Origin of the sequence: Mycobacterium sp. IS-1556 (assembly GCF_001499985.1) — a bacterium.
Lineage (GTDB): Bacteria > Actinomycetota > Actinomycetes > Mycobacteriales > Mycobacteriaceae > Mycobacterium.
Genome location: NZ_LQIM01000003.1, coordinates 159,858 through 173,146, shown reverse-complemented (window position 1 = coordinate 173,146; position 13,289 = coordinate 159,858). Strand labels below are relative to the sequence as shown.

The following is a 13,289-nucleotide window of genomic DNA, read 5'->3' as shown; positions in this document are numbered from 1 at the left end:
CCGACTGCCGACGTCAAAACATAGTCGGGCGTTCTCACCACCGCTTCGTTACGTTCTCGCCGATCTGCTTGGCAATCCTGACCGCCGAATCAGCGGGGTTTGCGCTGCACGTGTTGACGTCGATGATGACGTTGTTCCTGAGCGCCAGCGCGTGTCCGCAGCCCCACCCAGGGGCAGCGGCGTTCTGCAGAGTTGCGATGGTGCTGAGCACGTCATCGGCGTTCGTGATCGGCCCGACGGACCATTGTGTCCCGCTCTGAAGGTGGCTGTACTCGCGGCAGGCCGGCCACTTCTGGGCGGACGCATCGAAGAAAGCGCGGGCTTTGTCCACCAGCGGATACAGCACGACAGCCTGCTTGAGGTAATGCGCGAAGTCATTACCGTCGTTGAAACTCTGATCGCGTTCGGCGCTGAAGCCGCTGTTGGCGTAGACCGGGGCCTCAGCCGCGCCGTCGATGGCCAGGCACTCCGGAGGGGCCATGGTGGCGCTGTTGTCGGACATGGCGGTCTGGGTACTGGTCACCGTCATCTCCGTCGCACCCATCGCTGCGTTCACCTGCTCCGGGGTGAGCAGCAGCTCGACCAATTCACGCTCGACAATGGGACGCGGTATCAACGAACGGGTGGTCGTCGGCGACTGGGCATTGCCGACGGTGTTTGCGCATCCGGCGACCAGGATGCAGATCGCAACACTGAGAGCGGTCGTTGGTTGGCGCATGTGTTCCTCCCCATGGCGGCCGTGTCCAACTGTTTATCGCGTGACGACGTCCCCTGCGTCGCAGTGCCTCCGGACCAATCGTGCAACAAGGCCGTTCACGACTGCGCGAAATTCGCGGTGTTTCTCATAACGATGGGTGCGACGTTCGATAACGATCGGTGCGTCCGTCGCTGCTGATCGCGTCGGCGGCGGGGTTTCACCCATTCGTCTATGCCCGAGAATCATTTCACACCAACAGGATTCAGTTCATAGCTGGAACGCTCGCGCAGCCGGCAGCTGCGTGATCGCGATGTGGCAGACGGAATCTAGTCCGACGATCGGCCGCTGTCATCGGACTCTTCGGAGTCATCGGAGTCGTCGGAGTCATCGTCGTCGCTGGAGTCATCGGAGTCGTCGCCGTCGTCGGAGTCATCGCCGTCGCTGGAGTCGTCAGAGTCGTCGCTGGATTCGTCGCGGTCGCCGGACTCGCCCCGACCGCCGGACTCGTCGAGTCTGTCCGCGAATTTCGTCAGCAGCCGGGCAAGTTCGCGCGCTTCGTGCGGGGCCAGCGAATCATCGAACAACCGCTCGCCATCTTTGGAGGCGCGCTCGAGATAAACCTCGTTCTCCTTCGCAGCGACGTTCCACTGGCCGCCCTCCCGATCTGCCATTCGCTGCCCCCTCCGAGCGATCTTTTTACATCTGTCGCCTACGCTACTGCGTTCTCGCCGAATTGTGAGCGAACTGCTGTAGCGCAAGGGAATCGATCACCTCCGGGCAGCGCGTCAAAGTTGGGACCGGTAGGCACGCTCACGGCGTTTACTGATCTCATCAGCAACGTCCACCAATCCTGACGAGAGGTTTTCACCATGAATCGAGCCGCGCGATCGGCAGCAACTGCACTGATGTTCGGTGCCTTGGGGGCGGCCGGCATCGGGCTCGGGATCGGTACCGCCGAGGCGGCGCCGCCCTCAGGCCCCTACACCTGGTGCCCGGGGGACGACCCTCGGGGCGGACCCGGCGGTCCGTTCGTTTCGCCAGGCCCACCGAACTGGGACTGGAACGTGTGCCACACCTATTACACCGTCAACTGGGGTCAGGGAAACGTCTCGCTGACGATCTGGGATGGGCCGAACCCGCCGCCCGATAATCGAGGCCCCATTCTGCCGTGCTCGCTTCTTGACACCAGAGGTTGCGGACGGTAAGTGCGGGCGGCTGCCGTCGCGCTCGACGCTATTGCGGTTCCGGTAAACGCCAACCCTTTTCACTGCACGGAGGGCGTGGCACCGCGGTGGAGCCGACGCGTAGTACTACTCAAGCCCGCCGGCGGTGTCTCGGGGCATCCTGATTGCATGCCGCTCACCACACCCGTGTCCGCAGCCGACAAACTCGCCGCCGAAACGCCGCCGGACCGCGACCGCGCCGTCGACGTCGCCCGCCTGGCCGCACTCGTCGTCGTCATGTTCGGCCATTGCGCGCTGCTGCTGGCGACCATCGACGCCGGGGGCGTCAGAATCGGCAACATCCTCGGTGAGATTCCCGCGCTCGCCCCGGTCACGTGGGTGGTGCAGGTCATGCCCCTGTTCTTCCTGGCCGGCGGCGCCGCGGGCGCATACGGGTGGCACGCGGGCAAATCGTGGGGCACCTGGTTGTTCGCCCGCGCGCAGCGGCTGTGCCGACCGGTCTTCTGGTACCTGGCGGCCTGGTCGCTCGGACTGCTCGCGGTGCGGTTGACGCTCGGCGCCGAATCCGCCGCGGACCTCGGCCGCGAATCGGTCGCACTGCTGTGGTTTCTCGGCGTCTACCTCGTCGTGCTCGGGTTCGTACCGGCTCTGACCCGCCTGTCGACCGGCCGGGCCGTCTCGGTGGTCGTCGCCTGCCTGCTGGCCGCCGCCGCAGCGGTGGACGCGATCCGGCTCTCTGTTGGAACCCCGATGGCGGGTGTGGCGAACTTCGTCATCGTCTGGCTGATCCCTGTCGTCTTCGGTGTCGGTTACGCGCGCCGGCTGATCGGCCCGCGCATGGCGCTCGTGGTCGCGGCCGTCGCGCTCACCTCCCAGACAGTGCTGGCGATGGTCGGGCCCTACGAGATCTCGCTGGTCGTCACCGGCACCGAGCACCTGTCGAACGTGTCTCCGCCCACGCTGCTGCTCGCGTTGCACTGCACTTGGATGTCGGCCGTTTTCATCGGCTGTGCGGGGGCGATCCGGCGGTGGGCCGAGCGGCCCCGGGTCTGGTATGTCGTCGCGATCGGAAACGGGGGAGCGATGACGCTGTACCTCTGGCACATCGTGGCGATCGCCATCGCCGCGTTCTCCCTGCACCTGGCGGGCCTCGACGCGTATGACGTTGATGCAGCAGGCTTTTGGACTCTGCTCGCACTGCGGGCGGTTGTGTTCGCCGTCATCATGTTCGCAATGTTCCGGCTGCTCTCGCCGCTCGAGCATCGCCGTCTTCCGTGGTGGGACGCACCCGTGGGGGCGACCGGTACCCGTTCGACCGTCGCCGGTGTGCTGACCATGGTGGCAGGCGTCGCGCTGGTGCTGCTGGCCAAGAACGGCCTGACCCCAGGGATGGGATGGACGATGCTGGGCTGCTTTACCGCGTCGGCTGCGATGGCGCGGGCCACGGCACAGGCTTGGGCCGGGGCCGGACCCGCTGCGGCCACCAGAACCAGCGGCCGAGCAGCGCGGCGATCGACGGTGTCATGAACGCGCGGATCACCAGGGTGTCGAACAGCAGGCCCATGCCGATGGTCGTGCCGACCTGCGCGACGACCGTGAGCGCGCTGACCGACATCGAGATCATCGTGAATGCGAAGACCAAGCCCGCCGCTGTCACCACCGATCCGCTGCCGCCCATGGCGCGGATGATCGCCGTGTTGATGCCGGCCGGCAGCTCTTCTTTCAATCGTGCGACCAACAGCAGGTTGTAGTCCGCGCCGACCGCCAACAGGATGATCACGGCCATGGCCATGACCATGAACTGCAGTTCGATGCCGAGGATGTGCTGCCACACCAGGATCGACAGGCCGAACGACGCGCCGAGGGACAGCACCACGGTGCCGACGATGACCGCGGCCGCGACGAGGCTGCGCGTGATGATCAGCATGATCGTGAAGATCAGCGCGAGCGCGAGGATCGCCGCGATCATCAGGTCGTAGCTGTTGCCTTCCTCCATGTCCTTGAACGACGCAGCGGTTCCGCCGAGGTAGATCGTCGACCCTTCCCAGGGCGTGCCTTTGATGGCCTCCTTGGCGGCGAGTTTGATCGCGTCGATGCGTTTGATGCCGTCGGCGCTGAGCGGGTCGCCCTCGTGCTGGATGATCATCCGCACCGCGTGACCGTCGGGCGAGATGAAGTTCTCCATCCCCTTCTTGAACTCTTCGTTGTCGAAGATCTCCGGCGGCAGATAGAACGTGTCGTCATTCCACGCCTCGTTGAACGCGTCACCCATCTCGGCCTGGTTCTCGCCCAACGCAGCCTGCTGGTCCTGGAACCCGGACTGGCTGGAATGCATGGTCAGCATCATGGTGCGCATCGTCTTCATCGACTCGATCTGCTCGGGCAGCAGCGCCCGCAGTTGCGGCATCAGCGCATCGAGACGCTCCAAATCCGGCAGCAGTGCCTGGATGTTGTCGGTCATCAGGTTCATGCCGTCGATCGTGTCGAAGATCGACCGCATCGAGGAGCAGACCGGGATGTTGAAGCAGTGCGGTTCCCAGTAGAAGTAATTGCGGATCGGGCGCAAGAAGTCGTCGAGATCGGCGATGTAGTCCCGCAACTCGACGACATGGGCGGTCATGGTTCGGGTCTTTTCGACCATGCTGTGCGTCGTGGCGTTCATCTCGCCCATCAACGCCATCATTCTGGTCATCGTGTCGATGTTGGTCTGCATCTCGTCGGCCTGCACCAGCATGTCGGCCATCCGGTCCTGCGAGTACTTGCGGTTCAGGTCCTGGTTGACGCCGCCGAGGCTGAGTTGCGCCGGGATCGTGCTGAACTCAATGGGTTTGCCGTTCGGGCGGGTGATCGCCTGGACCCGGGAAATGCCCGGCACCCGGAAAATCGCCTTCGCGATCTTGTCGATCACCAGGAAGTCCGCCGAATTGCGCAGGTCGTGATCGGTTTCGATGAGCAGCAATTCGGGGTTCATCGTGGCGGGGGAGAAATGCCGTTCGGCCGCTGCGAAGCCCTGGTTCGCGGGCAGGTCCGCAGGTAGATACAGACGGTCGTTGTAGTTCGGCTGGTAGCCGGGCAGCGCCAGCAGTCCGACGAGGGACAGCGCGACCGTCGCCAGCAGGACCGGTCCCGGCCAGCGGACAATGGCGGCACCGATCTTCCGCCAGCCGCGAATGCGCATGGCGCGCTTGGGCTCCACCAACCCGAACCGGCTCGCGACGGTGATGATCGCCGGCCCCAATGTCAACGCGACCAGCACCGCGATCGTCATCCCGACCGCCAGCGGAATACCCAGAGACTGGAAGTAGGGCAGTCGGGTGAACGAGAGACAGAACGTCGCGCCGGCAATCGTCATGCCCGAGCCCAGCACCACGTGAGCGGTGCCGCGGAACATCGTGTGGAAGGCCTGCTCGCGGTCTTCGCCTATCGTGCGCGCCTCCTGATAACGCCCGATGAGGAAGATCGCGTAGTCGGTCGATGCGGCTATCGCGAGCGTGACGAGAAGGTTGGTCGCGAACGTCGATAGGCCGATCAACTCGTGATAGCCCAGGAACGCCACCACACCGCGGGTGGCCGCGAGCGCTAGAAAGACCATCACCAGCGTGATGAGCATCGTGGCGATCGACCGGTAGACCAGCAGCAGCATCGTGATGATGACGGCGAACGTGACGAATTCGATGATCCGTACGCTGCGGTCGCTGGCGATCTGCTGGTCGGCCAGCAGCGCCGACCCGCCGGTCACGTAAACCTTCACACCGGGCGGCGGCGGAAGACCGTCGACGATCTTCTGGACGGCCTCCACCGACTCGTTGGCCAGCGCCTCGCCCATGTTGCCGGCCAGATACGCCTGGACGTAGACCGCCTTGCCGTCTGCGCTCACCGCCGCGGCTTCGGTCAGCGGGTCGCCCCAGAAATCCTGAATGTGCTCGACGTGCGCGTCGTCGGCCTCGAGCCTGTCGATGAGCTCGTTGTAGTACCGGCGCGCATCATCGCCCAGCGGCTGCTGGCCCTCGAGGACGATCATCGCCGCGCTGTCGGACTTGAACTCCTCGAACACCTGGCCGACGCGCTTCATCGCGATCACCGACGGCGCATCCGACGGGCTCATGGAGACCGAGCGCATCTGGCCGACGACTTCCAGTTGCGGCACGGTCACGTTCAGCACCGCGATCAGCGCGACCCAGCCGACGATGATCGGAATGGCCAATCGCCGGATCCACTTGGCCAGCGGGGACCGTAGGGAATGTCCGCGCTGTTCACTCAATTCCGTGGTCGGAGCGCTCACCAGGAATTCACCTCGGCGGAGCTCCTCCCATGGTTGTCAGGGCTTGGTTGATCAATCCAGGCGGACAGAGCCCGGCGGTTCGGCGGGCTGCCCTGAGTGTGTGTTGAACGCGGCTACCAGTTCCAGATTTCGGGCTGGCTCGGCGGGTAGTTCATGCACACCTCGGTTGCATGCGCGACGACGCCCTTGTTGTTGAAGAACAGCTTGGCCCAGTTGCCCCACCGGGTCGCCATCTGCTCGTAGTAAACATTCGTCGCGGTGTTTTCCGAGTACTGACGACGGCCCGCGTAATCCAACGAGAAGAACCAGTAGATCCGGTCGCGCGCGCCCTTTTGGACATCGAGCGGCCTGTTCTTGTAATCGATCATGTACCGCTCGAAATAGAACGGGTCCTTGTCGCGAACTGCGGCCATGTACTGGTCGACCGTGCAGGTGGTCCTCAGCATCCGGTTCGGGATCGGGTAGTCATCGGTGGCGTCCGCGGCCGCTGTGCCCGGGAAGATCATCGCCGCGCAGCCGATGGTGGCCAACGCGATGGTCGCCTTACGAATCACTGCAAAACTCCTTGATCGCGTGCTTGGTCCAGGATCGGCAGCAGGTCGGGGCAGTAGAAGCGCAGCGCCCCCGCCAGGAACTTCCAGGTCTGCTCCGTGCTGTTCTGACTCCGCGGCAGTTGGTCGCGGACGAAGTTTGCCGACGCGAAGGCGTCCTTATCGATGCCCTTGCGTTGCCGCTTACAGGTGATCTTGCCGATCCAGGCGTTGTAGTCCTTCTGGCCGTAGATGCCGTAGGTGTGCAGCTCGTTGGTGAAGTCGGTGTCGATGTCCTGCGCCTGTGCGGGCACCGCCAACATCAACGCCGCGGCGGCGGTGGCAACTGCGACGATCAGTCTCTTCATGACTGGGCTCCTTCTGGACCGGACGGCGTCAATTCTCTGGGTCTGGGCCACGGTACGGGTACCGGTCGTTCCCTTACCCGCTGTGGCCACCAGAACCACTTACCCATGAGCGCCGCGATGGACGGCGTCATGAATGCCCGGATGACAAGAGTATCGAACAACAGGCCCAGTCCGATGGTGGTTCCGACTTGTCCGATGACGGTGAGTTCGCTGACCGCCATCGACATCATGGTGAACGCGAATACCAGGCCGGCCGACGTCACGACGGAACCGCTGCCGCCCATCGCGCGGATGATCCCGGTCTTGATGCCCGCATGGAGTTCCTCTTTGAGCCGCGACACCAGTAGCAGGTTGTAGTCGGCGCCGACGGCCAACAGGATGATGACCGCCATCGCCATCACCATCCAGTGCAGCTCGATACCGAGGATGTGCTGCCAGATCAGGATCGACAAGCCGAACGAAGCTGCCAGCGAGATCACGACGGTGCCGACGATCACCGCAGCAGCGACCACGGCCCGGGTCAGGATGAGCATGATCGTGAAGATCAACGCCAGCGCCAGGATCGCCGCGATCATCAGGTCGTAGTTGTTGCCGTCGGACATGTCCTTGTAGACGGCGGCGGTGCCGGCGAGGTAGATCTTGGAGCCCTCCAGCGGCGTGCCCTTGATGGCTTCCTTGGCGGCCTGTTTGATCGCGTCGATCCTCGCAATGCCTTCGGGGGTCATCGGATCGCCGTCGTGGGCGATGATGAAGCGCACCGACTTGCCGTCCGGTGAGATGAAGTTCTCCATGCCCTTCTTGAACTCTTCGTTGTCGAAGACTTCCGGCGGCAGATAGAAGGAGTCGTCGTTCATCGATGCGTCGAACGCGTCGCCCATGGCGGTCGAGTTCTCCTGCATCGCGGCCATCTGATCCTGCAGCCCCTTCTGCGAGGAGTACATGGTCAACATCATGGTGCGCATCGTCTTCATGGTGTCGATCATCGGCGGCATCAGCGTCACCATCTGCGGCATCAACTTGTCCAGCCGCTCCATGTCGGGCAGGAGGTTCTGGATGTCGTCGGTCATCGTGTTGATGCCGTCGAGGGTGTCGAACACCGACCGGAACGCCCAGCAGATCGGGATGTTGAAGCAGTGCGGTTCCCAGTAGAAGTAGTTGCGGATCGGCCGGAAGAAATCGTCGAAATTGGCGATGCTGTCCCGCAATTCGGCCACGTCGACGGTCATGTCCTTCATCTTGGTGACCATGCTGTGCGTGGTGGCCGCCATCTCCTCGGTGAGCGCCGACATCCGCTCCATGTTCTTGATGGTCTTGGACATCTCCTCGGCCTGCACGAGCATGTCGGCCATCCGGTCCTGCAGGTACTTCTGGTTCATCTGCTGGGTGGTGCCCTGCATGCTGATCTGGAACGGAATCGAGGTGTGCTCGATCGGTTTGCCGTCGGGCCGGGTGATGGCCTGCACCCGGGAGATTCCCGGTACCCGGAACACCTGCTTGGCGATCTTGTCGATCACCAGGAAGTCCGCGGAATTGCGCAGATCATGGTCGCTTTCGATCATCAGCAGTTCCGGGTTCATCCGGGCCGGTGAGAAGTGCCGGTCCGCGGCCGCGTAACCCTGGTTGGCCGGCAGGTCGGCGGGCAGGTAGTTCCGGTCGTTGTAGTTGGTGCGATAGCCGGGCAGGGCCAGCAGCCCCACCAGAGACAGCGCGATCGTCGCGACCAGGATCGGTCCGGGCCAGCGCACGACCGCCGCCCCGACCTTGCGCCAGCCCCGCACGCGCATCGCCCGCTTCGGCTCGAGCACCTTGCCGAATCTGCTTGCGATGCTGATGATCGCCGGCCCGAGCGTCAGCGCGGCCAGAACCGATGTGACCATGCCGATGGCCAGCGGCACGCCCATGGTCTGGAAGTAGGGCAGCCGGGTGAAGCTCAGGCAGAACAACGCGCCCGCGATCGTCAGGCCCGAGCCGAGCACCACGTGCGCGGTGCCGTGGAACATCGTGTAGTAGGAGGACTCGCGGTCCTCCCCGGTGCCGCGGGCCTCCTGATAGCGGCCCGTCAAGAAGATCGCGTAGTCGGTCCCCGCGGCGATCGCCAAGGTGACGAGCAGGTTGGTCGCGAACGTCGATAGCCCGATGATCTCGTGGTATCCGAGGAACGCCACCACGCCGCGGGCCGCGGACAACTGCAGCACGACCATCACGAGCGTCAGCACCACCGTGATGATCGACCGGTAGACCAGCAGCAGCATCACGATGATCACGGTGAACGTGAGCGCTTCGATCATCCGCATGCTGCGGTCGCCGGCAATGTGCTGGTCGGCCGCGAGTGCCGCCGGACCGGTCACGTAGGCCTTCACGCCCGGCGGTGGCTGCATCTCGGCGACCATGTCCTGCACCGCTTCGACCGACTCGTTGGCCAGCGCCTCACCCTGGTTACCCGACAGGTAGACCTGAACGTAGGCGGCCTTGCCGTCGCTGCTCTGCGCGCCGGAGGCGGTCAGCGGATCACTCCAGAAGTCCTGGACGCTCTGGACGTGCTTCGTGTCGGCCTCGAGCTTGTCGATCATCTGGTCGTAGAAGGCGCGGGTGTCCTCGCCGAGGGGCTGCTCGCCCTCGAGCACGATCATCGCCGAGCTGTCGGAGTCGTACTCCTGGAAGACCTTGCCGACGCGCTTCATCGCGATCATCGACGGCGCCGAGTCGGGGCTCATCGAGACCGCGCGCATCTGACCGACCGTTTCCAGCTGCGGCACAGTCACATTGAGCACCGCGATCAGCACCACCCAGCCGATGATGATCGGGATCGCGAACAGCCGGATGGTGCGCGGGATGAACGGTCGCTTGGCGTGCCGGACGGGCGGGAACGCGTCCGTGGGGATCTCGTTCGTCGGGGTGCTCATGCGGACTTCACAAAGCAGAAGGTTTGGGCGCTCACGCCGGTGGAGGTTCTTTCGTCCTTGACTTCGTCATCGACGGTGATCCGGCAGGTGATGCTGGTGCCGTCGCCCTGGGCGACGATGTTGGGGGCCGCCGAGGGCGCCGTGGTCTGCAACGTCAGCGACCACGGCAGCGACGCGCCGTCGATTCGTTGCGGTCTCGCGTCGAGGTCCAGATAGTTGATGTCCGCATACGACCCATTGCCGAATATCTCGTACTTGATGACTTTCGGGTCGAACGGCTCGGGATCGTCGGCGAACACCCGGGGGGTGACGAGGATGCCCTCGGCACCGAAGAAGGTGCGGATGCGGCTGACCGTGAACCCGGCAATGGTCACCACGACGATGATGACGATCGGGAGCCAGACCTTTCTCGCAAGTCGGAACATCTACCGTCCCCGCCCGGTGCAACCCATATCCGCCCTCAAGTCGTATTCATCGCTGTGCATGCCCTGTGCGTAACTTAGCCCGTATAAGTTCTCACTGAGCCCCAGGTTAACTCAAGTCATCGTGCTGCTGGTCACCACCGCGTCGACGCTGTGGTCCAGCTCACAATGACTGGCTCTCGAAGCGATCCAGGTAGCGCTCGATGAATGCTTCGGCCTCGGCATGCCCCCGGGTTATGCCGAGCCCCCGTTCGAGCAGCACGATGCGGGCGAGGCTCGTGACGATCATAGACATGACTATCGGCGGGAACGCCTCCACGTCCGCGCCGTGCGCCTTCATCGCCGTCGCCACGACGTTCTCTTCGACCCCACCGAAACGCTCAGCGTATGCGGCGATCTCGCTGCGAATCGCCTTGCGATGGTTGGCCAGGGCCATGAACTCCATGAACAGCCTCGCGCCATGAGTGCTGTTGAGCCGCCACAGCGCGTGAAGGGGTTCCTCGGCGGCCGCCGCCTCGCGCTGGCGCGCCAGGTTGGCCTCAGCGCCTTCCCGCAGCACCGCGAGGAACAGGTCGTCCATGCTCGGGAAGTAGTAGTGCACGAGCGCCGGCTTCACGCCCGCCTTGGCCGCCACCCGCCGCGAGGTGGCCGCGGCATAACCCTCGTCGAGCATGACCTGGGCGGTCGCCTCGATCAGTGCCGATCGAGTCGCCGACTCGCGGCCACCCCTTGACCGGTCGCCGACCGGGCTGCTAGACATGGCGCCAGCCTAAATGTTGGGCGATCGCCCAAACAAGTGAGGGGAGCGGCGGCGATGGCTGGTCGGGTAGCGGGCAAGGTCGCGTTCGTCACCGGTGCGGCACGGGGTCAGGGCCGCAGCCACGCGGTGCGGTTGGCGCAGGAGGGTGCCGACATCATCGCGGTCGACGTGTGCCGGGCGTTCGAGGGTTCACCCGCGGAAGGGTCCACTCCCGCAGACCTCGCCGAAACCGCCGACATGGTCAAGAACCTCGACCGGCGGATCGTCACCGCGCAGGTAGACGTTTGTGACTTCGACGCACTGGCGGCGGTCGTCGACGACGGCGTCGAGCAGCTGGGCCGTCTCGACATCGTCGTCGCCAACGCCGGTATCGGAACGGTCGGGACGAAACTGCACAAGCTCACCGAAGAGACCTGGCGGGAGATGATCGACGTGAACCTCGCCGGGGTGTGGAAGTCGGTGAAGGCCGGCGTCCCGCACCTGCTGGCCGGCGGGCGCGGCGGATCGATCGTGTTGACGAGCTCGGTTGCCGGTCTGAAGGCCTATCCGCACACCGGGCACTACACCGCGGCCAAACACGGTGTGGTCGGTCTGATGCGGACGTTCGCCGTCGAGCTCGGCCAGCACTCGATCCGGGTCAACTCGGTTCATCCCACCCACGTCAACACGCCGCTGCTGATGAACGAGCAGACGTATCGGATGTTTCGCCCCGACTTGGACAAGCCCGGTCCCGACGACCTCGCGCCGATCTGTCAGACATTCCACATGCTGCCGATCCCGTGGGTCGAGGCGGAGGACATCAGCAACGCGGTGTTGTTCCTCGCCTCGGACGAATCCCGTTACATCACAGGCGTTCCGCTGCCCGTGGACGCGGGCAGCTGTCTGAAGTAGAGAAGGCCATGACAGTCATCAGCACCGACCCCGCTGTCTATTACGACCCGTATCGGGTGGACATCGTGGCCGACCCGTACCCCACGTACGCGCGGCTGCGGGAGGAAGCGCCGCTCTACTACAACGAGCAATACGACTTCTGGGCGCTGTCACGGCACGGGGACGTCGAGCGGGCGCTGCTCGACTGGCAGACCTTCTCCAACAGCCGAGGCGACATCCTCGAACTCATCCAGTCGGAGTTCGACATGCCCAAAGGCGTGATGATGATGGAGGATCCGCCGGTCCACACGATGCTGCGCGGCCTCATGTCGCGGGTGTTCACTCCGCGGCGGATGGCCGAAATCGAGGACCAGATCCGGCGGTACTGCGTCAACTGCTTGAACCCGCTGGTGGGTGCCGACCGGTTCGACATCATCGCCGAGCTGGCGTCGATGATGCCCATGCGTGTCATCGGGATGCTGCTCGGCATTCCCGAGTCGGATCAGGTGTCGGTGCGCGATGCCAACGACGCCAGCCTGCGCACCAAGCCCGGCTCGCCCATGAAGGTGGTGCGGGCCGACAAGATCGCCGACGGCAGCATCTACGCCGACTACGTCGACTGGCGGGCCAACAATCCCTCCGACGATTTGATGACCGCACTTCTCAACGTCGAGTTCACCGACGAGAACGGTGTGACGCGCAAGCTCACCCGCAGGGAGGTCCTGCACTACACCCAGGTGGTCGCGGGCGCGGGCAACGAGACCACCGGGCGGCTCATCGGCTGGCTCGCGAAGGTACTCGCCGAGCATCCCGATCAGCGTCGGGAAGTGGTGCAGGATCGGTCGCTGCTGCCACGGGTGGTCGACGAGACGTTGCGCTTCGAGCCGACCGGTCACAACGTCGCACGTTTGGTGACACGGGATTTCGAGGCTCACGGACGCGTCGTGCCTACGGGCAGCGCGATACTTCTCATGTTCGGGTCGGCCAACCGTGATCCGCGCCGCTACGGCCGCGCGGACGTCTTCGACATCCACCGCGACAACATCAGCCACATCACGTTCGGCAAGGGCGTGCACTACTGCCTGGGTGCCAACCTCGCCCGGCTGGAGGGACGCGTCGCACTCGACGAGTTGCTCAACCGCTGGCCCGAATGGGACATCGACTACGGCACCGCCGAACTCGCGCCGACGTCCACGGTTCGCGGCTGGGAGAGACTGGAGGTGGTGCTGCCGTGAAGGTCGGTCCCGGCGGTTTGGAACGACGCGGATCGGGG

Annotated in this window: 11 protein-coding genes; 3 read left to right on the top strand and 8 right to left on the bottom strand. The window is 64.4% G+C overall.

Annotated elements, in window-relative coordinates:
• Positions 1-34 precede the first annotated feature (34 nt).
• Both AU187_RS04805 and AU187_RS04800 read right to left on the bottom strand, forming a co-directional pair.
• Positions 35-718 carry a sensor domain-containing protein gene (locus AU187_RS04805; protein WP_059098630.1) on the bottom strand — a complete coding sequence of 228 codons (684 nt, stop codon included), beginning with the start codon at positions 716-718 and terminating at the stop codon, positions 35-37.
• A gap of 305 nt (positions 719-1,023) precedes the next feature.
• Entirely contained in the window at positions 1,024-1,368 is a 345-nt protein-coding gene (locus AU187_RS04800; protein WP_059098629.1) for a hypothetical protein, read from the bottom strand.
• A gap of 681 nt (positions 1,369-2,049) precedes the next feature.
• Here AU187_RS04800 and AU187_RS24870 point away from each other — a divergent pair.
• On the top strand, positions 2,050-3,408 hold the full coding sequence (locus tag AU187_RS24870; protein ID WP_082683781.1) for an acyltransferase family protein: 1,359 nt from the start codon (positions 2,050-2,052) through the stop codon (positions 3,406-3,408).
• Here the strand turns inward: AU187_RS24870 and AU187_RS04785 are convergent.
• The 6 genes from AU187_RS04785 to AU187_RS04760 all read right to left on the bottom strand — a co-directional run bounded on the left by AU187_RS04785 (position 3,296) and on the right by AU187_RS04760 (position 11,146).
• Positions 3,296-6,163: an MMPL/RND family transporter gene (locus tag AU187_RS04785; protein ID WP_059098626.1), complete on the bottom strand. Its 2,868-nt coding sequence runs from the start codon at positions 6,161-6,163 to the stop codon at positions 3,296-3,298. The two genes, AU187_RS24870 and AU187_RS04785, sit on opposite strands and share 113 nt — an antisense overlap.
• A gap of 113 nt (positions 6,164-6,276) precedes the next feature.
• A complete protein-coding gene (locus AU187_RS04780; protein ID WP_082683791.1) occupies positions 6,277-6,669 on the bottom strand; it encodes a DUF5078 domain-containing protein in 393 nt (130 codons plus the stop codon).
• Between the two features lie 44 nt (positions 6,670-6,713).
• On the bottom strand, positions 6,714-7,061 hold the full coding sequence (locus tag AU187_RS04775; protein WP_059098625.1) for a DUF732 domain-containing protein: 348 nt from the start codon (positions 7,059-7,061) through the stop codon (positions 6,714-6,716).
• Complete coding sequence (locus tag AU187_RS04770) at positions 7,058-9,964, bottom strand: MMPL/RND family transporter (RefSeq protein WP_059098624.1); 2,907 nt, start codon at positions 9,962-9,964, stop codon at positions 7,058-7,060. Before AU187_RS04770 ends, AU187_RS04775 begins: the two co-directional genes overlap by 4 nt.
• Positions 9,961-10,389: an MmpS family transport accessory protein gene (locus AU187_RS04765; RefSeq protein ID WP_059098623.1), complete on the bottom strand. Its 429-nt coding sequence runs from the start codon at positions 10,387-10,389 to the stop codon at positions 9,961-9,963. The genes AU187_RS04770 and AU187_RS04765 overlap by 4 nt, the downstream gene beginning before the upstream one ends.
• Positions 10,390-10,549: 160 nt before the next feature.
• Positions 10,550-11,146 (bottom strand): TetR/AcrR family transcriptional regulator, encoded by a 597-nt coding sequence (locus AU187_RS04760; protein WP_082683780.1) that lies wholly within the window; start codon positions 11,144-11,146, stop codon positions 10,550-10,552.
• A gap of 54 nt (positions 11,147-11,200) precedes the next feature.
• Here AU187_RS04760 and AU187_RS04755 point away from each other — a divergent pair, with 54 nt between their 5' ends.
• Together AU187_RS04755 and AU187_RS04750 are read left to right on the top strand one after the other, a co-directional pair.
• The gene (locus tag AU187_RS04755) at positions 11,201-12,037 is read left to right on the top strand and encodes a mycofactocin-coupled SDR family oxidoreductase (protein ID WP_059166300.1); all 837 of its coding nucleotides are present in this window, start codon (positions 11,201-11,203) and stop codon (positions 12,035-12,037) included.
• 8 nt (positions 12,038-12,045) lie between these two features.
• Positions 12,046-13,251, top strand: a complete 1,206-nt coding sequence (locus tag AU187_RS04750; protein ID WP_059166299.1) for a cytochrome P450 — start codon at positions 12,046-12,048, stop codon at positions 13,249-13,251.
• The last annotated feature ends 38 nt before the right edge of the window (positions 13,252-13,289 follow it).

What these genes read in the sequence shown, in the direction of transcription:
- AU187_RS04800 (WP_059098629.1), bottom strand. Translation starts at nt 1,368, where the DNA reads ATGGCAGATCGGGAGGGCGGCCAGTGGAACGTCGCTGCGAAGGAGAAC.
- AU187_RS04780 (WP_082683791.1), bottom strand. Translation starts at nt 6,669, where the DNA reads ATGATCTTCCCGGGCACAGCGGCCGCGGACGCCACCGATGACTACCCG.
- AU187_RS04750 (WP_059166299.1), top strand. Translation starts at nt 12,046, where the DNA reads ATGACAGTCATCAGCACCGACCCCGCTGTCTATTACGACCCGTATCGG.
- AU187_RS04805 (WP_059098630.1), bottom strand. Translation starts at nt 718, where the DNA reads ATGCGCCAACCAACGACCGCTCTCAGTGTTGCGATCTGCATCCTGGTC.
- AU187_RS04765 (WP_059098623.1), bottom strand. Translation starts at nt 10,389, where the DNA reads ATGTTCCGACTTGCGAGAAAGGTCTGGCTCCCGATCGTCATCATCGTC.
- AU187_RS04770 (WP_059098624.1), bottom strand. Translation starts at nt 9,964, where the DNA reads ATGAGCACCCCGACGAACGAGATCCCCACGGACGCGTTCCCGCCCGTC.
- AU187_RS04775 (WP_059098625.1), bottom strand. Translation starts at nt 7,061, where the DNA reads ATGAAGAGACTGATCGTCGCAGTTGCCACCGCCGCCGCGGCGTTGATG.
- AU187_RS24870 (WP_082683781.1), top strand. Translation starts at nt 2,050, where the DNA reads ATGCCGCTCACCACACCCGTGTCCGCAGCCGACAAACTCGCCGCCGAA.
- AU187_RS04755 (WP_059166300.1), top strand. Translation starts at nt 11,201, where the DNA reads ATGGCTGGTCGGGTAGCGGGCAAGGTCGCGTTCGTCACCGGTGCGGCA.
- AU187_RS04760 (WP_082683780.1), bottom strand. Translation starts at nt 11,146, where the DNA reads ATGTCTAGCAGCCCGGTCGGCGACCGGTCAAGGGGTGGCCGCGAGTCG.